A 24,983-nucleotide genomic window follows, 5' to 3' on the forward strand; every position below is an offset into this window, starting at 1 on the left:
ACCCAGATTGATGCTTTGTTAGAACTCTGCTCTGAGTTGCTGATACTCGCAATGACGCCAACCTTATTAAAAACAGTACAGTAATGAACTAAAAACATGATGGGTGTCAAACTCTTTTTTCAAAGCTATCCAATCTTTATAAAGAGATCCAAAATGATTATCCCAATAACTTTGTGGTAAATCGCGGCCTAAATATCCGGAAAGATAACGTTTTCCTCCCTGCTTCAAGAATCGTGCATCTAATGTTTCTATTGCTTGTAAACAACTTGGCAGCAATACGGAATTCACTCCAGGGTTTAAAATCATGAGAGCAAAAAAGTCTTTTGTCTTTGGCAGCATCAAAAAGCCTGTTTGGTGCTGGTTTGCCAGCGGCACTATTTGCACTACAGTCGCATAATGTAATGGCAATTCGGCCAATAATTCATCAAGGGTATTCGCTAAAATATTACCAGGTATAAAACATTCGTACCAGGGATGAAATAAATCCCATTGACCAGTCAGTTTCATGATTTCAAAACGCGGATCATGGCGATGAAGATAGGAGTGGATGGACTCATCTTGTTTGTGCAGTAACTGCCAGGGTTTCAGATTTTTAGAAAAACTTGTAAATTCAGGCGCCTCCTTTTCATATTCTATAGAAACATGAATCGCAAAAAGCCATTGCGCAAAAGGCACCCGTCTTCCTGAAACTAATTTAGCGCCTTGTATAGAAGGCGAACAAAAGGTCTCGATGTAATCAGCTTTTGCCTTTACTTCAGCTAGGTCATGCAGCCATTGTTCTTTATCCAAGTAAGTTAAGAAAAAGGTTCTTACTTGTTTTTGGCAGGGTCGCAGTTTGATGCATGCTTTAGTAATAACGGCAAATTGTCCTTGCCCCGAAAGACAGGCTTGAAATAATCGGGAGCTTGAATCAACGATGCGAATCTCACCGTTAGCCAGCACCACTTCAAGCGCTTCTACATGCGCTGTAATAGAACCATATTTGAAAGATGATGCCCCTACTCCACCGGCGGAAAGCACACCCGCAATGGATAAATTGCAATTATAGGGAAGCACATAGGGGATTTGTGATGATTTTAAAGAAACTTCTAATAAATCAGCCCAACTCGTATTGGCTTCAACCCAAATTGCCTCAGTTTCTTTATCAAGCACCTCGGTTAATTGCTCCAAATGTAGGGTTAAGCCATTGCTAGAAAGAGCTTGACCACTTTGACTCAAACCATTTCCTCTGACGGTTATAGGAAGTTTATGCTGATTCGCATAATGAACAACCGATTGAATTTTTTCTACTGAGGGTGGGGTGCATACAGCCGCAGGTCTAGATTGCAGCAGCTTTCCAAAATCTTGGGCATAAAAAACAAGCGTATGCTCATCGCTGAGCATCGCTTGTCCTGTTTCTTTTTCACACTGCTTTATTTGCTGCATACTCCAAGGCGTTTGCTGCATTTTGAGTCCTTTGTTTTGCTAACTCCAATCGACGATTACATGCAAGAAGTAATCCATCAAACATCTTGTTGAATGCATCATAGCAACGGTCTATCATCTTTAAAGCCTCACGCCTTACATTGATAGGCACCTGCATTGCGAATAATTTGCTTTCCATTTCACCTTCAAATAATGCGTGAGCAAGTTCAACATCAAGATGATTAGATGAGAAATATTTGAGATTTTGATCCTCACCCGCTTTTTTGACTTGCTTAGCGACTTTCTCAAAGAACACATGGCCTGAAGATTCAAGGGTAAGTAATAGAGCTATATTTAATATCTCGTCATCGGTTTTATAAATCTCAGACATGATTGAATAAGCTGCATCTCGTGTGAGTTGTGATTCTTTGCTATAAAGCCAAGCTACGTCATCTTTATCACATGATTTGTCATTACATAAGCCACCCATGTATTTTTTATCATGTAAAAACCATTTTTCATGGCCAGCATCTTCAAGACGATGGTGACGTGCAACTTTTTTCAAATAAGGATTGGTAACTCTTTCTTCGTTGAGGCGCAAGATGTCTTGGAAAGTCATTGCCCAAAAGGTTAATTCAGGAACAAAATAACTAATTTCTTCTAAACTATCTAAATGAGTGAGAACTTCAAAAAAAGGATGATTCATAAACTCTTGTTGTTTTGAGTCGATGTATGCTTGTATAGTTTTCATAGTAGCCTCCGAGGCTTCAAAAATTGACAGGACACTTTAGGTATTGCACCCATTGTGCCAATTTTTTAGTCAATGCCGCCTCAAAACACCCCACTTTTTGTGATTTTCCTTGGTTTTTTACATCATAACAGCTCGGATAGCGCCAAAAAAATGGCTCCGATTTCGGTTTTTTTGACAAAAAAATGACCACGAACCTTTTCAATTCTAACGAATTCTGCAAAAACTAACCTAAATTCGCCAATTTTTTGTCATATGATTTCATTAATTTATCCACTTCATTCCAATTTATCTCATCTACAGACCTCACTTTCGTACAAATTTCGTTTAATAACTCAGTTTGCAAGACCCCATGAGCCTTTGCTTTTGCATAAGGCGTGTTAGTAAACATGACTAATACATGCTTAGAAACATATCTTTGAGGATACCGACGCATCAACTCTTGCTCTGTTTGTTTTTTTAAATTGAATTTCTCATCACGTATATTCGATTGAATCTCCTGATAGTTATCCATCGACATTTCAGCTACGGCATCAGTATTAAGTTTACGCGACGCATAAAATGCAGGAATCGCTTGCTGCCAATCATCATGATAGCGATCTAAAAACTCATTTAACATACGGCAATCTTCAAAAGCACTATTCATCCCTTGCCCAAAAAAAGGCACTAATCCATGCGCGGCATCACCAATAAGCAAGCAAGAATCTTCGAAATACCAAGGGGAGCATTTAATAGTACTCAAATGGCCCATCGGATGTTCTGTGAACTCCTGAATTAAATTCGGCATCGCGTGATAGGCATCTGTAAATTTCTCTTTAAAAAAGGCATGGATGCTATCTTCGTCCTCAAGTTGAGCAAAACTGTTTTTACCTTCTTTGGGTAAGAATAGCGAACCCGTAATCGACCGATCGCGGTTAGGGTTGCCCAATAACATAAATGAATCTCTTGGCCAAAGATGCAGATGTTCTGGAACAAAATCTTTTGTATGATTTTTAGAGATAGATAATTCTTTGTAGCCATGCGGAAGAAATTCACGCTTCGCATGAATTAATTGCTCGTCGACTAGGGTTTCTCGAACAATTGAGGCAGCACCGTCCGCGCCAATCAATAATTGATAAGCCTTGTTTATAGGGTTGCCATCCTTGTCTTCAAAATTAATTACTTTATTATGCACGTCAATTCCTACTAGTTTCATATTAAAGTGCAATCGTATTCCCGCTTCCATTTCTGCTTTATTCAGTAGTAACTCATTGAGTTCATTACGTAAAATCGCGTTAATATATTCTTCCTTATGACGCCCAAATGCTTGATACTTTATTTCACCATTTTGTAAATGAATGGCTCTAGCCCGCATGGGGACTATGATGTCTTTCACTTCTCGCATCAAATCCACTCCGGCTAAGCCCGTAATTCCACGACAGGACAAAGCAAGATTAATAGAGCGTCCTTGATTGATCTCCTTAATTCTCATATCAGGCCTAGCTTCAAATAGCTCCACTTGGTAGCCACGTCTAGCCAAGTAGAGCGATAACAAAGCTCCTGCTAAACCAGAACCAATAATGGTTACAGTTTTCATCATTTATCTCCCTTGCCTTTCATCTCAACCAAACCAATTAGTGCGATCACTAACCTAGCTTGCTAAGATGAGCTATCCCTAAAATTTTCATTGGCAATTATGTGGGTTAAATTTTTTTACTTAAAACCACCTAATTAATATACATTCTTATAATTCTCTCAGCATAAATCATACCCGTCTGCGAAATTTCCTTAATAAGTTGACAAGATAGGGGCTGAAAATTTATGTTAGAAGCGTACTGACAAGGAGGATTACAATGGGCGTGCTTTATTCAACTAAAGTTTTTGTGACTGGGGGTCGTGAAGGTCATGCTAAATCGGCTGATGGGATCTTGGATCTTAAGTTAACTCCGCCAAAAGAGCTTGGAGGCCAAGGTGGTGCAACTAATCCTGAACAACTTTTTGCTACAGGTTATGCTGCTTGTTTCGAGAGTGCACTACGTCTGGTTGCTAGAAATAAAAAAATTCCTATTTCAGGATCCTCTGTCGTTTCAACCGTTAATCTTAATTCAACGGATGAAAAAGGATTTTTTCTTTCTGTTCTCTTAGAAGTCGAAGTTGAGGGGGTAGATAAGCAGACTGCTCAGGAATTAGTTGACACAGCACACACTGTTTGCCCTTATTCAAAGGCAATACATGGGAATGTTGATGTAAAATTGGTTGCGAAGACTAAATAACGGTTGGGCCTTGGCCTGAGGTATCTTCACTTTTTTTTTGAACAAAAATAGGTGTTGCTCCTATCAGCAGCTCGACCCGTTCGGGCTGAGGAAGCGTGTAGCGCTGTCTCGAAGCCTTGGTGCAAAGCCCCTTCGAGGTGCCTCAGGACAGGCCTTCGAGACGTGCTGGCGCTCCTCCTCAGGCTGAACGGTTCAGTAAAACACTGGATTTGGCTCGAAATATTATTCAAAAAAAAGTGACAATACCTCAGGGGACTTGGCCCCCAACTCACCAAGTTTACCCTTACAATCAGGCGAATCCACGTCGCTTGACCATGCTAGCTAGAACCAGGTGCGGGAAAATTAAGCAAATAATCCCGTAGCTCTTCAGGTACATTCGGAGGTTTAAAATAATAACCCTGAGCGTAGTCGCAGCCATGAGCAATGATAAAATCTTTTTGTAATTCGGTTTCAACCCCTTCTGCCAATACTTCTAGATTTAAACTATGGCCTAGATTAATAATTGCACGCGCGATTGCCGCATCATTTTCTTTATTGACTAATTCATTAATGAAAGAGCGATCGATTTTCAATTTATCGACTGGGAATTGTTTTAAGTAAGACAAACTTGAATAACCTGTACCAAAATCATCGATCACTAACTTGATACCCATGTCCTTTAATTTATACATTGTTTCAACAGCATGATCTAAATCGTCTACCAGTAAACTCTCTGTTAGTTCTAGTTCTAAAAATTTCGCTGCTAGCCCAGAATTTTTCAACACCTCAGTGATCACTTCAGGAAGATCAGTTTGCCGGAATTGTCGGCCTGAAATATTCACAGCAATACTTAAATCTTTATAACCTTCTTTATGCCAGCGCATTGCTTGAGTGCAGGCTTGTTCCAACACCCACTTACCAATGCTTATAATTAATCCATTTTCCTCAGCCATACCAATGAATTCCATGGGCGATACTTGGCCTAATAAATGACTATTCCATCGTATTAAAGCCTCAAAACCAATGATGCAATTTTTCTTTAAATCAATAAGTGGCTGGTAAACAAGATAAAATTCCTTTTTCTTTAGTGCGTCACGCAAGGCGTTATCAAGTTGCATATGGTTAATAACGCGTCTATTCATTTCTTGTTCGAAAACACGATAATTATTACGCCCACTATCTTTTGCGTGATACATCGATAAGTCAGCACTTTTCATCAAGGATTCATAATCAAGACCATCTTTGGGATAAAAACTAATACCAATACTTCCGGTAATTTTTAAACTATGTTGATCAACTTGAAATGGCTTTTCAATGAGATGTAAAATTTCTTGGGCCATCTGCTGAGCCTGTTGTTCGCTATTTAATTCAGGAAGTAGAATCACAAATTCATCACCACCAAGCCTTGCCACAGTATCAAAATCATTAGTAGCAATGAGTAGACGATTTGAAACCGCTTGCAATAGCTTATCACCGACGCTGTGGCCCAGGGTATCATTTGTCATTTTGAAACGATCTAAATCCAAGAAAAGAAAAGCAAGAAGAGTATTTTTTTTCTTCGCTTGTAAAATCGCCTGCTCCACCCTATCCATGAGCAAAACACGATTGGGGAGTTCAGTTAGCGAATCATGCGTTGCTTGGCGAACGAGTTGCTTCTCCATTTCTCTTCGCTGCGTGATGTCGTTAACAATACAAATATAATGCCTGACTTTATTAAACGAATCGCTAACTGGTGCTACGCTGAGCTCACACCAAAACAATTCTCCATTACGTCTAAAGCTTTCAAGTTCAACGGTTTCTTCTCGCTGTTCTCTAATCGCTAATAAAATACGTTTTTGGTTCACTTGGTCAGTCTTAGAACCTTGTAAATGTGCTAAATTTTGACCAATAGCCAGTTGCTCGGTGTATCCTGTTATTCGCTTAAATGCTTTATTCACATAAATGATCGGCTGATGGGGCTTGGTAATATCAACTATTGCGATACCATGAGTGCTTGCTTCAATCGCTCTTTCACGAATACGAAGCTCATCTTCAGACATCAAACGCCTGGTTACATCGCGAAAACTGTAAACTCGACCTACAATTTCATTGCCAACTCGCTGTGGTTGAGTAAATCGTTCAAAAATACGACCATCTTTAAAATGCAATAAAGGCAATTCACCTTGCCAATCTGGATTTTCATAAAGATATTGCACATCGGCTATAACAGCGGCAGGATTACTTAATTGTTCCAAAATATATTCAAAACCAATACTTTCTGTGCCTGATTCAAGCATGTGGGAAGGAATACGCCACATCTCCACAAATTTTTGATTCCAGTCAACTACTTGACCTTTGCCATTGACCATCATTATTCCATCCGCAGTAGACTCTAAGGTCGCACGCAGTAGCGATAAGGATTTCTCAAGTTCAGTATTTTTTTCAAGTATGTCGGTTTCTATCTTAATATTTTCAGAAAGTGGGGCGTTGTTCAAGCGCTGAAATTCAGGTTGATTGTGATACCATTTTTCGAGCAATGTGGATAATTCAGGTGTAAAGGAGATAATTCCTAATTCTTCGCAAACGTTTGTTATTGAAGGCTCCTTGCCACTTTTTTTACAGATTCAGCTGCTGAGGCAACTTTTTCGTAATCAATTTCTTGCCTACTCATTGGTCCCTCACTAAAATTGACTTCCCTATGAAGCAATTTATTTTTTTACCCAACTTATGCATCTAAGACTCATTAAGATTATTATATACTGCTCCTAGGACTTTTGCCTGGTAGGCTTTTTCAAATAAGGAACACGACAATGGACAAAACTCATTTCAATACTAGAGCAATTCACGCCGGGCAACAACCCGATCCCAGTACTGGCGCTGTTATGACACCAATTTACGCAACATCCACTTATCGTCAATCAGCACCTGGAGTGCATCAAGGTTACGAATATTCACGAACTCATAACCCCACTCGCGCTGCTTACGAAGGCTGTATAGCAAGCCTTGAATCAGGCCAGCGTGGATTTGCCTTTGCATCCGGGATGGCAGCAATCAATACGGTTATCGACCTTCTTGATGCAGGTGATCATGTCATTGCTATGGATGACTTATACGGGGGTAGTTTTAGATTATTTGACAAAGTAAAAACCAGAACATCAAATCTCTCTTTTTCTTTTGTCGATATGACTGATGTTCGGAATATTGAAGCTGCAATTACCTCCAAAACTCGCATGCTATGGGTTGAAACCCCTTCAAATCCCATGTTAAAACTCGCTAACTTAAGCGGCATTGCTGCATTAGCGAAACGTTATAAATTACTTACCGTTGTGGATAATACCTTTGCCACACCGTGGATTCAAAGACCTTTGGAGTTGGGCTTTGATATTGTTTTACATTCTGCCACTAAATATTTAAATGGTCATTCGGATGTAATTAGCGGTGTAGTGGTTATTGGTGACAAACCAGAATTAGCCGAAAAATTAGCTTTCCTACACAATTCCTGTGGTGGGATCGCTGGTCCTTTTGATAGTTTTATGGTGCTTCGCAGTTTGAAAACCCTCCCTCTGCGTATGCAACGTCATTGTGAAAATGCAGGGCAATTAGCCAGTTGGTTAGAAAAACATCCCAAAGTTGCAAAAGTTATCTACCCTGGGCTTGCCAGCCATTCACAACATCATCTTGCCAAAGAGCAAATGCATGATTTTGGTGGCATGATATCGATAATAATCAAAGGTGATTTGGCTACTACGACTCGCTTTTTATCTCGTTGTGAATTATTCACCTTAGCCGAAAGTTTAGGTGGAGTTGAAAGTCTGATTGAGCATCCCGCAATAATGACTCATGCTTCTATCCCTGCGGAAACACGTAGAGAGCTTGGCATTGAGGACGGTTTTGTTAGGTTATCGGTGGGAATCGAGCATATCGATGATCTCATCGCTGATTTAAATTACGCTTTAGACTAGTCATCAGGAGTTAATTTATGTCCACAGAAAGAAAATCAGGTGGCCAGCTTCATGGTTTGGCCGCATTAATGTTTCTAATCACAGTAACTAGCCTCTGTTTTATTCCAATTCTTTTTATTGGCTTATTAAAATTAATTCCCAATCGTCGTTGGCAAGCAATTTGCACCCGACTCGTTGATACAATAGCGACCCTCTGGTGCGATTCGAACAATGCTTATATTGGACGTGCCCAGCAAATCAAGTGGCAGGTGAGTGGCTTAGAAAATTTAAATCTTAAAAATTCGTATTTAGTTATAGCTAATCACCAAAGCTGGCTTGATATTGTTGTTTTGCAGCGTCTTTTTAATCGAAAAATACCAACACTGAAATTTTTCATTAAAGATCAGCTAAAATGGATTCCATTGCTGGGTTTTTCTTGGTGGGCTATGGGTTGTCCTTTTATGAAGCGTTATTCGAAAGACTATCTTTTAAAAAAACCACATAAAAAAGGTAAAGATTTAAAAGCCACACGTAAAGCAATTGAGCGATTTAAACATTCCCCAGCGACAATTATGAGTTTTGTTGAAGGCACTCGCTATAGTCAGCAAAAAAACCAACACCAACAATCGCCCTATCAACATTTGCTCAAACCCAAAGCAGGAGGAATTAGCTTTGTTATCTCTGCCATGGGGCAACAATTTAATAGTTTACTCGACGTGACCATTATTTACTCGGGAAAACAACATTCACTCTGGGATTTTCTTTGTCGAAGAGTCGAGTCAATTAAAGTACATATTCGGCAATTACCCATCCCGTCTCAATTTGCGCATTCAAATTTAATCGAGGATGACGAGACTCAGTTAGAATTTAGGAATTGGCTAAATGGTAATTGGCACGAAAAAGATAATTTAATCGCTAGTTTGAAGGGTTAGTACCTTCAAAGCCTAAGGCAGGGAGATTGTAGCAACTGACTCAAGGCTTTCTGGCAGGACCACTGTTTGGACCCCCGCGGTCAAGCCACGGGGATTCGCAGTAGTGTGGGCGAGAATGGCATTATTCATTATACCATTTCAAAGCTCTGTGCATTCAAGGAAATACAAGCATTAACTAACTCTTCCACATTGTGAATTTTATGGTTTATCCCTAATTCTGCTGCTAGTGAAGCACCATATTTATCGATATAAGCTTGAATAGAATCTCCCAAAGACCCTTCCTGCAAGGCCCCCAAAGCCCGAGATCCTGGCATCAAAGCACTCATAGCTTCTTTCAATGAGCCTTTAGCTTGGCAAAGAAGACTAATTAAATTTTTTGCCCCACCCACTTTATCATCCCTAGTATATTGGTCGAATATAGACCACCCATAGCCTTTGGATCGCTTTTTTTCATATTTATGAAGAATCCAAATTAGTGTATTAAGAGGATCTCGTTGATTCAGAAAATCGATTAGATCATCTACCGAATTGAATTTCTTAGTAGCACCCAAAGCAGCTTGAAGCTGGTTCCCATGTAGTTGAAGAAATTGCTCAATCTTTTCAGAAAGTCGACGATTATTAAGTGCACCTCGATCTTCCTCTGAGATAAATCGATTAGTGTTTAGTAATGCATTAATAAAATGGGTAGCTGCACCCAATTTTTCTTTCTGAGTATATTGGAAAAAGCTAAACCAAACCTCAGGCTCGTTTTCACGTTGGCGCATATAGTTTTCTATCTCTTTCTTAAGTAATGCAATAGGCTCTAGGTGATATTTCTCAACCTGTTGTTGCCGACGTATTTCTGCTAAATGAGTTGGATTTCTCAAATTCTCTATAATTGATGACAAACCATTTTGATATAGGCGAAAATGCTTATTTAACTCCTGTATTTCTCCCTCTTGTTCCTGAGGTTTGCATTTCATTTCATCCCCTAACCTCTTACGCTCTTTCTCTTGTTCTTGACGCAGGCGTTGCTCTTCTTCCCTACGCTTTTCATCCTCAAGGCGCTTACGTTCTTCTTCTTGTTCTTGTAACAGGCGTTGCTCTTCCCTACGCTTTTCATCCTCTACCTGTTTACGTTCTTTCTCTTGCTCTTGGCGCATACGCTCTACTTCTTTGTGCTTTTCGGCTTCTAAACGCTTTCGCTCTTCCTCCTGTTCTTGACGCTTGCGCTCGCCTTCTTCCCTACGCTTTTCAATTTCTAAATGTTTACGATCTACCTCTTCAATTCGATCAAGCTTATCAAATAGTTCTACGAGACTATCCCTTTCCTCAAAATAGCCAGGCACTAAATTATTTTTCTCAATAGCTGTTTTTATTTCTCTAATTTCAATAAGTGATCCCTTATCCTCTAAGATCGTTTCTAGAGACAGTTTTTTTGAAAAGAAGTCAGTTACTCTAGGTCTGATTGCTTCTAAAGCTTCTTCCTCTCTAATAAATTGATGATAAAGGTCAAATTCGTAAAACTGTCGCTTTAGATCAATTTTTGCTTCAACCATTTGCTCTTGGACCGACATAATTAAGGAACTAATTTCATCTTTCTTACTCTGCAAAATAGCAGCAAGTACTTCAGTACTGTCAGAAAGTAATAGCCCATTAAGTTTCTGACGTGGATCATTAGCTAATTCTCTTTGTGCATGAACGGCTAAAGCTTCCATCAGTTCTGTGTCAAATTCAGAGAGTGAAGAGAAGAGTTCTTCATCTAATTCATCTTTTTTTCGATCAATGATTAAAGCCAAAACCGTTTGCCATTCTTTAGCATCAACTGCTGCCTTAATGACATTGAGCAAATTATAATGTTCAAGCAATATTTTTCTAACTAAGGGTTGATCAATAGAATCGGTAAATAATTCTAATCCGCCGTTTGATAATGAAGGTTTTTCGCTTTGTATTAATTTTGTTAAGATTTGGGTATTACCTTCGCCCAGCGCGCGAATGATTAATCTATCTCTTAATTCGGAGTTAGTTTGTGATTTTCTCATCAAACCTGGATCAAAAATTAACTCATCAACAGAACGATAAATTGAAGATAAAGCGCTCGGAAAATTATGTTCTTTTACATAGAGATAAAGACGATTTAAAGCACTTTTATAGACTAGATCATAAATTTCGTGGGCCGAACGTTGACCAAATAAAGCGCCTAAAGCCTCATGCTGTATTGTTTTTTTAAACGGAAGTTTTTGCGATAATTCTTCCGCAAATTCTTGTTGCTTTTCAACATCATCCAAATCGATTGGATCTCGTAATACCTCATTCGCTATATCGACACTTTGATGGACACAGGCTCTAAGAAATAGTTTAGTTTTATCCTGCTCAACATATTGATCCATCTGCCGCAGAATCTGGAATAAGCGGCTGTCATTATGTCGAATTGCATAGGCCATAAATTGCTCATAATTATCATTAAGCGATATCTTGAGAGCGAGGGCATAAACTAAATTAGGACGCCCTTTTGCTAAAATCTCTTTAATTTTCTCATTAAGATCAGCGGAAAAATAAGCTTTAAACTCCTTATTCTCTAATGCTGTTAAGAATAATTCTTCTGAATTAGTTGCTAAAGCTAGTGAAAAAACTCTAGCCGGGAAGTTACGCTCGCTAAGACTAGCACCGTGAGCTAGTAATAATTGCACGCCAACTTCATTTTTTTCATCTAAGGCTTTATTAAGGGGGGCAGCAGTTACTCTATAATAGTCATTAATAAACGATTTCAAGCGAGAAATAATTTTTCTATTATGCTTTTCTACCGCATTAGCCAATAGTTCAAAACAAATTTCTCGACTAGGGAGTTGACTACTTTGTGCAAGGGCTACTTCGAGTAAATCGAGATGCCCTTCTATGTTTAGGCGTTTATACGTTTTAGGATTAGTAAGATGGAACGCATAGTGTGTCGTTAAAAAATCAAGAGCTCTTTGATTTTTAGTTCTAGAGGCTTCTACGAATAGGTCATAGCATTGCTCCTGGGAGAGCTGAACGCATTCAGCAGTTCTTTCAGCCAGTTCAAAATTATGATTTAAAACTGCATATCTTAAGATAAACCCAATAAGCTTTGTATATTCAGTTGGGTTAGCTTTATATGCCTTAATTCCAGCTACTCTTCTCCAAAAAATCACTAAATCCACTTTATTAAGCAGTTTAATAAGGGGAGTAATTTCGGCTAAATAGGAAGGTTGTTTATATTTATAAGCAAACTTCAAGTGCTCTAAAATGGTTTTATGGCAAAGCGTTTTATTAGATGATTGATTTATCTGATTAAAAATATTCTCAATTAATTCATGATGACCGAGTACCAATGCTGCCTTTAAACAGAATTTCTGCTGTTTGGTATCTAACGAAGACCAGCGGTCGGTAATAAAACGGTGTTTATTTAAGTTAATGAGATTACTAAGTAGCTCAACCTCGACCTTACCACCTTTAGCGGTTTTTGGAAAAATCGTTTCTATACTGATTTTGGTAGCTAGAATAGCATCGACTCTTTGCTTATCTCCATTAGCTGCAGCTAACTTCAATTCTGCGATTTTAAATTCTTCCGAAACTTCACAGCCCATATTAACTAAAAAGCGAACTAGCTCTGCGCTGCTGTTTCTACAAGCAAATTTTAAAGCCTTTTCTTTTGCTTCAGGATTCAAATCTTCTGGCCAATTGTCTCGAATTTGGGCAAATTTGCCAAAACGAGCTAAAACCTCAAATGCATTTATTCCTTCATGCTCATCAAATAAAGAAGCACATTGTGTAAATCCATTAAGAGCTTCGTCCTCAACAACCGCTTTTAAAAATCGAGTCCATTCATTATCCTCTTGTTCTTGCAAGGCGATTTGAAAAATATCTACGTTTGGATTTTCTAAAGCGGCATGAAGTAGCCCTGGTTTAATCGGTATTTCAGCTTGTATTATTTTCTTTAGATTGTAAGGCGTAATGGTTGCCATTATTTCAGGACTAAGAACAGCCGCTTTCTTCTGCTTACTTCCAGCGGGCAGCCTGTCCTGGGTTTCAATCGCTGCTTCTGATTTTGCTTCTAGTTCCGCTACCGCTTTTAACCAAAACTGCAAACTACTGACATTACCCCATTTAGCTGCTTCTCCAACCATTGTCAGCGCCCGATCGTAGCTAATCTTTAAAACGGACGTTGTTTTAGTGAGGAAGGATAAAATTTCCTCGCTTCCTGTTTCTGTGATAGCTGTAAACAATCGTTCAGCCAAACCAGGAGATTCGGGCTTTAATGAGTATTTTGTATATAATTGAGTAACAGCTATTACATTGCCTAGATTACCTGATAAGGCTGCATTCTCAAATAACGAGGGTTCGATAGTATTAATTGCTGATTTAAACCCTTCTTCCGAAATCGTACCAGTCTTAATACTATCTTCGAAATTAACTAACATTCTATTCAGCAAACTAGTTGATCCACTAATTGCTGCGTGACTAAGGAGAGTCAGTTTTTGTTCAAAATCATTTAAATTAAGGTAGTATTTCCAGACGATTTCATCACGATGGAATTGAATTGCGCTCAAAATTTCTTCGGGTTTTATTTGATTTTGATTTAATAAATATTGCAAAGTCTCAGTGTCATTTGCACAAATAGCGAAGATTGTTGAATTAAATGGAGTCTCTTTTTCAGCAATTTTTCTGTCAAAATCAGTCCGATCTTTAAGTCTAGCTGACCAAATTGTTGGTTTATCAGGGTATTTATGATCGGTCTTGGCATTGGGTTTAGCAAATACACGTATTATTAATCCAAGATCGCTTCTTTGATATGAAAAACAATTCGTTAACTCTGCAATTGCATCTGCGGCAGAATTGAATTCTTTAATATTAAGTTTTAATTCTTTTTCACCTGTTTTTTCATCTTCATCATAGTTCGGATCAAAGATGATATATTGGTCATTTTCAAAAGATAATCCTACCGCGTGGTTGTTTGAGCCAACGTAGCAAGCACGTCCATTATTACGAATTTGCTCCAGAATTTTTGCCCATTCAATTTCATTATCCACTAAGCCAAGATTATATTCATTTTTAACAAAATTACCGTCAATTGTTATCGTTTTTTCTAAATCCCCTTGAGCGGTATTTTTATTATAACGATTGGGGTTAAATGTGATCTCAACTTCTTGGATAAACTTATCAAAATTTTCATCTTGACCTATTTTATAATCTTTTGGTGGGGACGCTAATAATTTAGATAAACGGAAAAATTCGGGGGCTCTTCCCTCTAAAAAGTATTTAATATAAAGGCTAGCTAAACCAGCACAAATTCCCTTTTTATTAAGTTGTAAGGACATTCCTTTGTTACCCAAAAGTCGATTCCCAGAGTTAATTAGTTTAACTTGTGCTGGCATGGAATTTCTCCGAATAACGTTTAACGAAGTGATTAAGTGAAAGTGGCGGATTATATCATTAGCAAGGATAGTTTGTCATTTTCTTGGACAGATTGACAAATAAATAAAGACTAAGAATAAAAACCGAGATACCAGCTAACAAAACGCCCTATGCCTTCGCGAAAACCAATTTTTGGCACATAACCGAAATCTGCCTGCAAACGCTGCGTCGAGGCATGAGTCGATAGCACATCCCCTGGCTGCATGGCTAAGAATTCTTTGCTCGCTTTTTTGCCGGTTGCTTCTTCGATTGCTTGAATATAATCCAGCAAATTGACTGGCTTGCCGCAGCCTAGATTATAAATTCGATAAGGCGCATTGCTGCTTCCAGCATCAGGCTCTAAAGCTGACCATTCGGGATTGGCTGTCGCTATTTGATCAATCGCTAAAGAAATACCGGCAACGATATCGTCAATGTAGGTAAAATCCCGTTCCATCTGACCGTGGTTGTAAACATTAATCGTTTTACCTGCGAGAATATCGCGAGTAAAAGAGAAAAAAGCCATATCGGGTCTACCCCAAGGGCCATAGACGGTAAAAAAACGCAGACCAGTGGTTGCTAATTGGTAGAGATGTGAATAAGCGTGTGCAATGAGTTCATTGGTTTTTTTAGTTGCAGCATAGATTGTCAGAGGATGATTCACAGAGTCCTCTTCTCGATAAGGCTGCGAGCCATTTGCTCCATAAACCGAGCTCGTTGAAGCATAGATCAAGTGTTCGATTTGATGGTGACGGCAGGCTTCGATAATATTGGTAAAGCCAACAACATTGGATTGAACATAGGAATTAGGATTAGAGAGAGAATAGCGTACGCCTGCTTGAGCAGCTAAATTCACAACCCGTTGAGGTTGATGCTTCGCGAATATTTCATCAATTTTCTGCAAATCACTTATATCTTGCTGATAAAATTGGAAATTTGGATAGGCTTGTAATTGTTCAAGGCGAGCCAACTTCAAACGAACATCATAGTAATCATTAAGATTATCAATCCCTATGACGAAATCACCGCGTTCTAAACGTAATTTTGTTAAATGAAAACCAATAAAACCAGCAGCTCCAGTGATTAGCAAACGCATTACTCAACCCACTAATAAATTAGTGGAAGAAGTATACTCACTATCTTATTTCCTGCAAGTTTTAGCGCAGTTGTAATTTTTTGACTAAGGGACAGCGACGAGTATACTAAGTGGAATTCAAACTATTTCTTGTAAAATATGAACTCATTACAAACAATTATTGAAAATGGCTTTGAGCAACGTCAGCAATTATCTCCCGAAACAGCGCCTAAAGAACTGATTACAGCAGTCGATGAGGTCCTTTCTGGGCTTGATCAAGGTACTTATCGAGTTGCTGAAAAAGTGAATGATGAATGGATTGTGCACCAATGGCTTAAAAAGGCGGTCCTACTTTCTTTTAGACTGTACCCGAATCAAATTATCGATGCCAATTTCTGCCAATTTTATGACAAAGTACCTCTTAAATTTTCAGGTTATAGTGCGACTGAGTTCAGTAAAACTGGTATCCGTGTTGTTCCCCATGCCATGGTTCGCCGTGGAGCATACATCGCTAAAAATACAGTATTAATGCCTTCTTATGTCAATATCGGTGCCTATATTGATGAAGGTGTATTAGTGGACACCTGGGCAACTGTTGGTTCCTGTGCTCAGATCGGTAAGAATGTTCACTTATCGGGAGGTGCCGGAATAGGCGGTGTTCTTGAGCCTTTACAAGCAAATCCTACAATTATTGAAGATAATTGTTTTATTGGCGCCCGCTCAGAAGTGGTTGAGGGAGTAATTGTCGAGCGTGACTCCGTTTTATCGATGGGTGTTTATCTTGGTCAAAGTACCAAAATTTATAATCGCTTAACAGGCAAAGTAAGCTACGGTCGTATTCCTGCGGGTTCAGTTGTGGTTTCGGGAAGTATGCCGAGTGAAGATGGAACTCACAGTTTATATTGTGCTGTTATTGTCAAACAAGTTGATGCACAAACACGAGCTAAAGTTAGCATTAATGAATTATTGCGAGACGTGAAAGAATGACAGACCTCTCTTCCCTGCTGGCAAAACTTATCAGTTTCGAATCAGTCACCCCCCATGATCGTGGGTGTCAGGATTTCATGATTGATTTTTTTGAGCAGCATGGATTCGACTGTCAACGTTTTGATAACCCCCCAGTTGCCAATTTTTTTGCTCGTTTTGGGCATCAAGCACCGCTTCTCATTTTTGCAGGACACACTGACGTTGTACCGATAGGTGATAAAAATAGATGGGAAACCCCTCCTTTTTCCTTGGTAGAAAAAGATGGCATGCTTTACGGACGCGGTTCTGCTGATATGAAGGGCAGTCTTGCTGCGATGCTGAAAATGGCCGCAGATTTTACGCAAAAACATCCTGATTTTACAGGAAGTCTGGGTTTTCTTATTACCAGTGGTGAAGAGGGAGACGATTTTGATTTAGGCACTCCCTATGTAATGGCCGAATTAGATAAACAAGGCATTCACCCTGATTTCTGTATTGTAGGAGAGCCATCAAGCAGTAAATACCTAGGGGATGTAATAAAAATTGGCCGTCGCGGTTCGCTAACTGGAAAAATAAGCTTAGAGGGTCAACAAGGTCATGTTGCCTACCCTCATTTAGCCGAAAATCCTATCCATAAAATCAGCCCAGCCTTAACAGAGTTGATAGCAACACAGTGGGACCACGGTAATCAACATTTCCCGCCCACTTCCCTGCAAGTCACTCATATCCAAGCAGGTGGACAAGCCGGGAATATCATTCCTGGCACTTTGGTCATGCAATTTAATTTTCGCTTTTCAACTGAGCAAACTGCTGAAGGATTAAAAGCAGCTGTCATAGATTGTTTTAAACGTCATGGCCTGTCCCCAAGTATAGAATGGCGACTTAATGGCGAACCATTTTTAACCGCACAGGGTCGATTATTAGAAAGCTGTATTAAGGTCATTAGAATGAGTACTGGACAAACGCCTGAACTGTCCACGAGTGGAGGTACTTCAGATGGTCGATTCATTGCGCCTTATGGTGTGGAAGTGGTTGAGCTAGGCCCTGTGAATGCAACGATTCATCAGGTCAATGAGTGCGTTTCTTTAGCTGATTTAGAAAAGCTTAGCCAAATTTATTATTTCATTTGTGAAGGGCTACTTTTGGGCGAATAGCCGAGCAGTTGATCCAACCTACGATAGCTTACCGCCCCCCGCTTGCTTTCGGGGGGAACCATGGAGAAGCGAAATAGAATTTAAATTTTATTTGATCGGCTAATAGAATCTAGTTCTTCTTCTTTCTCGCCTTTAGCAGACTCTCCATTACTAGCTTGTTGCTTTAGTTTTTCGCGAGCTTGTTGCTCAGCGATAGTTTCGGGGATCAGACTATTTCGAATTGCCCTCAGTAAAGGATAGACCTTTTCCATCAGTGAAGAATTTAAGAAAAAGGAGTACATTCCACCTTTTTGCTTACCTATTTCTTTAACTGCGTCGGCGCCGAAATGAATTTTTCCTTCTGGCCCAAAAACAACCATGCCTTTATCCAAATCAAAACCCTGCTCATTAAGTTTTTTGGTAAGTTCAACATTCTCCCGAGCATTAACTAATTCTACATCAGAGCGGCCTAATTTTTTTACCGCGAGAGTACAAACTGGGCAACTTCCATCATAAACAATTTTACAAGTAGGGGCATTTTCTGCTGAAGTATCTGCTGGAGATGATTCAGTTGGTGCCTCTGAATTAGTAGGTCTAGATGAATAACTACGTGTTGGTGCAAATAAAGATCTAGAGCTAGATGAGGACGGGGAATTACGTATCTTTTCAAGAGAGGTTCCGGCCAGGAGATAGGGTCTGTTTGATGGTGGCGAAGAGGTATAGCTAGGTCGAAGATCAGGCAAAGAGTAAGCTAGTGAGCGGGAGCTAGAACTAGCGTTAACTGATGACGTACGACTAGTTAAGGTACGGAGAAGAGGACCTTTTCCATTTAAATCACGGCGAGTTCGCATAAGGTATTCCTTTATAAATCAAATTGCGCAGCGAAGTATATATGATTTTACAAAAATTGAAAACAATGTATTAATAAAATACATTATTTCCAATAAAATTAATAGCTTATTCTAATGAGCCAAGGTCCGATCCTCAGTGATTGCCAAGTCACTGGCTTCTCTAGCCCACTTTAGACATTCATCCATTCTTTGAACTTCCGCAGGGTCTTTCATGATTTCCTTGATGACCGTACTGTATTCCGTGGCATATTCTGTAATATTTCCATAAGTGGGGACAGCCGAGGTAACAATTGACCATAAATTTCTTATGCTGGCGTTTTCTTCCCAAAGCGAGTAATTATCTTGAATAGCTGCTTCTAAGTTTTCAGCCAAAATGCGAGCGGCACGCCCACAGAAATAATATTCGACGGTGCGTGGCTCTTGTGCCATATGTTGTCTAATGAGTTTTTCTTTATCGAACTCCCCTGTGGGCGAAACCAGGGTTACGCGTGAGCGAGGATCAGACTTAGTCAATCCAGCTGCCGCCATTTTCATGCTAATCGGCACATCTTCTTTTAACAATTCACCGAGGGTAAAACGTCCCTTTTCATTTTGAGCGACCATATCTTCTAATAGTTCTTTATCCGTAATATCTTTGAGCTGCCCTTCCTCTATAGCTCCCATGACAACACTTTCATTCAAGATTGGGGCTGCTAATTTGGTCACTGTAAAATCTCGCCAAAAACCCACTTTAGGAATAATGCTGTCATAAATCACACATTGCCTCTTTCCATCTGGACCGGTAATTTCAATCACTGATTCATTGGCTGGCCATGGTTTTGTGCGTTTATGAGACATGATATGTAAAGCATTGCCCTCTTTATCACGATGAATAGTCATCGTTGTCATATCAAAAGGAGTACCGGTGAACAGTAAGCCAAAATGAGTTAATTTCTGTCCCAAACCTTGGTGAACAATCAACGACTCCACCACTCCCTTATCGGAATAAATTCTCTTCAACCCTGATAAACTATGGGCATCTTTTCCAAACACTTCATTTGCTGCATTGAGAATCCAGTGAGTTAATACATCTGCGGAAGCATTAGTGGCAATTGAAAGTGTTTGTAGTGTCGAGCCATCGTGGCGCAAAGCAACCCTTGATTTAGAGTGGCTTAGTAAAGAGGATCCCGGTGTGTAGCAAGTCACTGGATGATATTGTCCATCCGGTCCCTTTTGCATCCCTCGATGAATGGAAGAATTTACAAAAGCTCTGGATTCTAATAACTCTGTTCTATACAGCCCACTGCTCTTATCAAAAACAAGAAGAGATTGCCGGTGTGATGATAATCTGGGACCATGTTTCTCTGTTTCTTCGCTTGCCTCTCTAAACGCATCTATTCCTGATAGATCTAACAAAGTGGCATCAGGGTAAATTGCTTCTTTAAGATTACGATTCAAAATCACAGTAGGATTACCACCAAAGTAAGGACCTAAACTATCAACGGTTACTCCGCCAAGCACCTGATCAGTCTGTTTTACAACGTCTTCTCTATCATTCGACTGAGAGGCAGACAATTTTCTGTTATCACGTAAAGCTGAGTGTAATACTTGATTAGTCGTACTGATTATCTGAGGGTTTTCCTCTTTAGGAATAACCATGAATGAATCAGAATCCATTGGCTTTTTGCGATGTAGTTGAGCATTATGGAGAACAATTGCTTCTTTTTGTGGTTTATTTGGTTTCACTAAAGTTATTTTGAAATCTTCTTCATGAGCCTTTAGAACAATTCCTCTTTTTCCTGATTGAGACAGCTCCGGAACTATTAAACGAGTAGTCAAAGTTTTACGACCTAGAAAAGAAGTTGGTTTATAACCGAAGGTCGAATATTCTCTCTCTAAAATAGGTGTTGTTGTAAAAACCGGCGAGTCTTTCGCTGCTGGGGGTAATTGACGTGCTATAGATTTAGGCAAACCAACGCCAGATTCGGCAAAAAAACCTTTTCCTTTTCCAGATAAAACTCTTCCACCCGCTCTCATAATTAGCTCCAAAACCAATCTTTATAGATTAATTATAGAGCAGATAGATTTTTTTTTATCAGGTCAGCCTTGCATCCCGATTTTTGTTATTAGCTTAGCCTTCAACCTGCAATTGTCCATGTACCTGAGGCGCCAATTCGGCATTGTTTTGATAGGTTTTTTCGTCTACAACTTTCGCCACACAGGAATCAGACCAAACATTTAAAGCGGTTTCAAGCATATCGATTAAGCTATAGAAAGGTAAAATGATTCCCATTAAAGTAATAGGCACATTCATACTTGCTAACAAGCTTGCACTGAGAAAGAAACATCCCATAGGCACGCCTGCATTACCAATGGCTGCGATGGTAGCTATAACGATCCATAATCCCATCATGGGTAAGGAGATTTCAATACCATGATTTTGCATGAGATAAATAACTGTAGTGAAGATAAACGCGGCACAGCCATTCATGTTTAAGCTTGTGCAAAGCGGCAAAACAAAACGACTGATCTCTGGTTTTACCTTTAGATTTTTCTCTGCTGTTTCCATCGTCACAGGCAAAGTACCTACGGAAGATTTAGAGAAGAAAGCAACCGACAATGCAGGAAGCATCCCTTTGAAGGCGGCAAAAGGTTTTATTCCCTGCGATTTAAGCCATAAAGGCAGAATAACTAGACCTTGGATAAGATTAGCAAGGACAATGATCAATAAATACTCCCCTATCCCTTTAATGGCGGAGCCCTCACGCAACTGCACCACAGTCGAAGTAATAAAACCGTAGAGACCAATTGGAATGACAGTAATAACCCAATTAGTTATCACCATAAATAAACCATGCGCACCTCGAAAAAACTGAGTAATCGTTTTTCTTGCTTCAGGTTCTGGGATAAAACGGATAGCAATACCAATAACAATCCCAATGAGCAAAACTCCCATGACTTGATGCTCTATAAAAGGTTCAAAAATGGTAGAAGGAATGAGATTGGCAATATGTTGAAAATAACCCAACTGATTTGTTGGTGGTTCAATAACACCCGGTTTAACCATCCCGATCATTCCCGGATGAATGAGAAGATACAATAAGCAACTTACTGCTGCCGCCACTAGGGTGGTGCCTAAAGTGTAACTCATCGCACGCCGCCATACGGTGCGCATTACACCGTCAGCCCGGTAATTAGATAAAGTAACAATAATGGATAAAGCAATAATTGGCAGACTGATACATTTAAAAATTTTGATAAAAACGTCTGAAATAAATAAACCAAAGATTTTTAATAGAGCAATATCCGAGTAACCGCTAATGACGCCAAGAAAAATCATTACAGCATATAAAACCGGAATACTAAACCAACGTTTTTTGTGATGGGTGTGTTGAGCGCACATAGTAATACCTTTAAAAATTGATTAGGGATTTAGGGATAAAAACAAAGCAATGACTAGCAACAACAACACAAAAGAGAAGAGAAGTGCGCTACTTGAGAAGATGGAGTAGTTTTGTGTAGCCAGCTAGGTTTTTTCATAATCACCATTAGTTCAATTTTTAATCATTGAGAGCATATTTTAACATAGTGTGCTCCTGAGTCAAGACCTATATTAATGAGTAACACTGCCTTGAGGGTTCCCTGAGCAAATCCCTAAGGCTTGACCCCAGTTTTGGACCTCTGTGGTCTAAGCAATGGACCTCTCTAAGCCAAGGCCAAATGAGCTTGTTTTAACTTCAATATTCTTTGATAGGCTTGCTCAATGCGAATACGCTCGATGGCGTTATTGTGGACTAACTCTTCGATTCTATCAATCACTTCAGGCGCTGTAATCTCACCCAACTGGTTAGCCAAGATAACCATGTCGGCACCTGCATTAATGGTCAAGCGTAAAGCCTCATCAAGCGAATAATGATTAGAGATTGCTTGCATCTGCAAATCATCACTGATAATTACCCCATCAAATCCTAATTTCTCTCGTAATATCCCTGTAAGAATGGACTTCGACAAAGTAGCCGGTAATCCGCCTGTATCCAGTTTACGATTGATCACATGAGCCGTCATTATCATCATCGGGTACTTATGTTGATTTAGCAATTGAGAATAAGGTTCGAGCTCGTTGGGTTGAAAGGTTTCCGTCACATCAACAAAACCTTCATGCGTATCGCCAATAGCACTTCCGTGACCAGGAAAATGCTTATAACAGCAAGTGATACCGTGCTCAGAAAAAATTTCAACAAACTTTTTTGCAAGCCGTTCTACCTGGGCTGGTTCAGATGAAAAACTACGACCAAGCCTGCCAATTATTCCTTGTTCTTGAGATAAATTAAGATCAACAAGCGGTGCAAAATTCAAATTAAAACCCAGTGATTTTACAGTTTCAGCCATTTTCTCTATTTCTGCTTGTAAAGCAGTCTCTGACAGCATGGTGAGTTCAATAGGTTTTTTTGTTGTTATACATCCAGGAATATGACGTAACCTATCAACAGCGCCACCTTCATAATCAATAGCGATAAACGGAGCTGGAGTCTGTTTTGCATAGGCACGAATTTGATGGGTTAATTGTTTGATTTGTGCCTGATCAACTAAATTTTTTCCTTGGCGTTGATTAACTAAATCGTAATCGAATAGTAAAACACCGCCAATACCATCCCTACTTAACCAATTAGCCACAGGACTCTGATCATCAATCGCAGCACCTGCAAAGCCCATGATCAGCATTTGTCCAATTTGATGCCTCAAGTTAGTCAACTCTTATCCTCTTTATTTATTCTTCTTTTAGTGCCTTGCATCATACACAAAGCCTCAAACTTCTGCCAGTTTGAGGCAATACGAAACTGCAACCAAAGCACTAACCTTTGTTGGTAGGTTAAGCTTTCTATGGTTTAGGTTGTTGTGGCTTTTGAATTGGCGGAATCCCTTTAAAGTCACAGTGGCAATTGCCGGCAGCATCAGGTGGAAAAGGCACTGCTGCAAAATCGGCAGGATAACAAACAGGAATTTCCCAAGCGATTTGATCTGCGCCTATCGAGCCGGGTAGGAACCAATAGCGCAGTGCCATATAAACTTTTCCTTTATCAGACTGCCAAAAAATAGGTTGAAAACTAGCTTGATACATTAATTTCTGGGCAGGCTGACACTCAAAAGTTTGTCTTGCCCAAGAGGTTCCTTTAGGAGCTTCCACTGTAGTTAAGGTCTGATTGGTTGTGGCATCGATAACAGTCACTTTTACATCGTAATTTGTCCAGCAACTATCCTTAGCTAAAGTAAAATAACAGGGAAATGCCAGAAGTTGAGAAGATACCATGGTTAAAAAAACCGAAAGTAAAGACTTAATCATAAAGACATTCCTAAATATACTAATCGTTGATAATCTAATTATATGCGTAGATTTGTAATTTGCACGCTAGAACTGGGTTGATTTCCTGGTGGTATAAGTATATTCTTTCGCGCCATAGGAGAGATGGCCGAGCGGTTGAAGGCGCACGCCTGGAAAGTGTGTATACGGAAACGTATCGAGGGTTCGAATCCCTCTCTCTCCGCCAAATTGCTTTATTACACCTTAAGCCTAGGTGCTAGAAAACGAAAAACTGCTGGCAAGAAACGCATTACTAACAAACCAAATCGCTCTTTCATTCCCGCTACAATAACTTCCGCTTTATCATGTTCAATTGCCTTCCGAATTTTTTCTGCACATATTTCAGGAGGAATAGCATTAAGATGAAATCGATCAATTTTTCCATAGGAAGATCCATCGCCCAGTAATGCATGTGTTGAAATTTCTGTTTTTACATAGCCAGGATAAACCATTGTGATTTTAATCTCGGTTTTCGCCAACTCGTTGCGTAGCGATTCAAAATAGCCTCTTAACGCATGCTTACTAGCACTATAGGCAGAGCGAGTTTGTATACCATAGAATCCTAATATGCTCGAGACAATCACGACATGACCACTATTGCGCTCTAACATTCCTTTGAGAACAGGACGAGTCAATGCAATTGTTCCTAAAAAATTAATATGCATAATTTTTTCGTCTACCTTCAGCAAAGCGTCGGCAGCTAAATATCGTTGGGAAATACCCCCATTATTAATTAAGACATCAATAGGCCCATGCTGTTTCAAGACTACGTTAGCCTTATCCTCAAGCTCATGATATTTTTCAAGATCGAGGGGAATTACCACATGTCTTTCAGGATGAACACAATTTCCTCGAACACGCTGAAGTTCTTTTTCATGCCTTGCAGACAGGATAACTTTTGCCCCTGCTCGAGCCATTTCATAAGATAAGGCTTCACCAATACCTGAAGAAGCACCCGTAATCCAAACTGTTTTATCCTTTAACTGCGTCATGC

Annotated in this window: 16 protein-coding genes, 1 tRNA gene and 1 pseudogene; 6 read left to right on the plus strand and 12 right to left on the minus strand. The window is 39.5% G+C overall.

Annotated features, from left to right (window positions below):
• Positions 1 to 66 precede the first annotated feature (66 nt).
• From Ldro_RS09510 to Ldro_RS09520, 3 genes are all read right to left on the minus strand, one after another.
• The gene (locus Ldro_RS09510) at positions 67 to 1,446 is read right to left on the minus strand and encodes an FAD-binding oxidoreductase (RefSeq protein ID WP_058496191.1); all 1,380 of its coding nucleotides are present in this window, start codon (positions 1,444 to 1,446) and stop codon (positions 67 to 69) included.
• A complete protein-coding gene (locus Ldro_RS09515; protein WP_058496192.1) occupies positions 1,403 to 2,155 on the minus strand; it encodes a hypothetical protein in 753 nt (250 codons plus the stop codon). The genes Ldro_RS09510 and Ldro_RS09515 overlap by 44 nt, the downstream gene beginning before the upstream one ends.
• Positions 2,156 to 2,378: 223 nt before the next feature.
• Positions 2,379 to 3,728, minus strand: coding sequence for an FAD-dependent oxidoreductase (locus Ldro_RS09520; RefSeq protein WP_058496193.1), 1,350 nt, complete (start codon positions 3,726 to 3,728; stop codon positions 2,379 to 2,381).
• A 256-nt stretch (positions 3,729 to 3,984) separates the two neighbouring features.
• Here Ldro_RS09520 and Ldro_RS09525 point away from each other — a divergent pair, with 256 nt between their 5' ends.
• Positions 3,985 to 4,404, plus strand: coding sequence for an organic hydroperoxide resistance protein (locus Ldro_RS09525; protein ID WP_058496194.1), 420 nt, complete (start codon positions 3,985 to 3,987; stop codon positions 4,402 to 4,404).
• Positions 4,405 to 4,721: 317 nt separating this feature from the next.
• Here Ldro_RS09525 and Ldro_RS09530 read toward each other — a convergent pair.
• Positions 4,722 to 7,033 (minus strand): annotated as a pseudogene (locus tag Ldro_RS09530) (EAL domain-containing protein).
• A 139-nt stretch (positions 7,034 to 7,172) separates the two neighbouring features.
• Here Ldro_RS09530 and Ldro_RS09535 point away from each other — a divergent pair.
• Both Ldro_RS09535 and Ldro_RS09540 read left to right on the plus strand, forming a co-directional pair.
• Complete coding sequence (locus Ldro_RS09535; RefSeq protein WP_058496195.1) at positions 7,173 to 8,324, plus strand: trans-sulfuration enzyme family protein; 1,152 nt, start codon at positions 7,173 to 7,175, stop codon at positions 8,322 to 8,324.
• 17 nt (positions 8,325 to 8,341) lie between these two features.
• Entirely contained in the window at positions 8,342 to 9,235 is an 894-nt protein-coding gene (locus Ldro_RS09540) for an acyltransferase (protein ID WP_058496196.1), read from the plus strand.
• A gap of 128 nt (positions 9,236 to 9,363) precedes the next feature.
• On the opposite strand, the gene Ldro_RS09545 is transcribed toward Ldro_RS09540, so the two are convergent.
• Positions 9,364 to 14,607, minus strand: coding sequence for a hypothetical protein (locus tag Ldro_RS09545; RefSeq protein WP_058496197.1), 5,244 nt, complete (start codon positions 14,605 to 14,607; stop codon positions 9,364 to 9,366).
• Positions 14,608 to 14,717: 110 nt separating this feature from the next.
• The gene (locus Ldro_RS09550) at positions 14,718 to 15,722 is read right to left on the minus strand and encodes an NAD-dependent epimerase (protein WP_058496198.1); all 1,005 of its coding nucleotides are present in this window, start codon (positions 15,720 to 15,722) and stop codon (positions 14,718 to 14,720) included.
• 138 nt (positions 15,723 to 15,860) lie between these two features.
• On the opposite strand from Ldro_RS09550, the gene dapD reads away from it, so the two are divergent.
• Entirely contained in the window at positions 15,861 to 16,688 is an 828-nt protein-coding gene (dapD, locus tag Ldro_RS09555) for a 2,3,4,5-tetrahydropyridine-2,6-dicarboxylate N-succinyltransferase (protein ID WP_058496199.1), read from the plus strand.
• The gene (gene dapE, locus Ldro_RS09560) at positions 16,685 to 17,821 is read left to right on the plus strand and encodes a succinyl-diaminopimelate desuccinylase (RefSeq protein WP_058496200.1); all 1,137 of its coding nucleotides are present in this window, start codon (positions 16,685 to 16,687) and stop codon (positions 17,819 to 17,821) included. Before dapD ends, dapE begins: the two co-directional genes overlap by 4 nt.
• Before the next feature lie 80 nt (positions 17,822 to 17,901).
• On the opposite strand, the gene Ldro_RS09565 is transcribed toward dapE, so the two are convergent.
• The 5 genes from Ldro_RS09565 to Ldro_RS09585 form a co-directional block, all read right to left on the minus strand.
• The gene (locus Ldro_RS09565) at positions 17,902 to 18,651 is read right to left on the minus strand and encodes a DCC1-like thiol-disulfide oxidoreductase family protein (protein WP_058496201.1); all 750 of its coding nucleotides are present in this window, start codon (positions 18,649 to 18,651) and stop codon (positions 17,902 to 17,904) included.
• 111 nt (positions 18,652 to 18,762) lie between these two features.
• Positions 18,763 to 20,667 (minus strand): hypothetical protein, encoded by a 1,905-nt coding sequence (locus Ldro_RS09570; protein ID WP_058496202.1) that lies wholly within the window; start codon positions 20,665 to 20,667, stop codon positions 18,763 to 18,765.
• A 94-nt stretch (positions 20,668 to 20,761) separates the two neighbouring features.
• On the minus strand, positions 20,762 to 22,033 hold the full coding sequence (locus Ldro_RS09575) for a dicarboxylate/amino acid:cation symporter (RefSeq protein ID WP_058496203.1): 1,272 nt from the start codon (positions 22,031 to 22,033) through the stop codon (positions 20,762 to 20,764).
• 302 nt (positions 22,034 to 22,335) lie between these two features.
• A complete protein-coding gene (locus Ldro_RS09580; protein WP_131764303.1) occupies positions 22,336 to 23,382 on the minus strand; it encodes a glycoside hydrolase family 3 N-terminal domain-containing protein in 1,047 nt (348 codons plus the stop codon).
• 127 nt (positions 23,383 to 23,509) lie between these two features.
• Positions 23,510 to 23,971, minus strand: a complete 462-nt coding sequence (locus Ldro_RS09585; protein WP_058496204.1) for a hypothetical protein — start codon at positions 23,969 to 23,971, stop codon at positions 23,510 to 23,512.
• A gap of 117 nt (positions 23,972 to 24,088) precedes the next feature.
• Between Ldro_RS09585 and Ldro_RS09590 the strand changes: the two genes are divergently transcribed.
• Positions 24,089 to 24,176 (plus strand) — tRNA-Ser (locus Ldro_RS09590).
• Between the two features lie 10 nt (positions 24,177 to 24,186).
• On the opposite strand, the gene Ldro_RS09595 is transcribed toward Ldro_RS09590, so the two are convergent.
• Positions 24,187 to 24,981, minus strand: a complete 795-nt coding sequence (locus Ldro_RS09595; protein ID WP_058496205.1) for an SDR family oxidoreductase — start codon at positions 24,979 to 24,981, stop codon at positions 24,187 to 24,189.
• Between the last annotated feature and the right edge of the window lie 2 nt (positions 24,982 to 24,983).

The sequence above is a fragment of the Legionella drozanskii LLAP-1 genome (assembly GCF_001467585.1).
GTDB lineage: Bacteria > Pseudomonadota > Gammaproteobacteria > Legionellales > Legionellaceae > Tatlockia > Tatlockia drozanskii.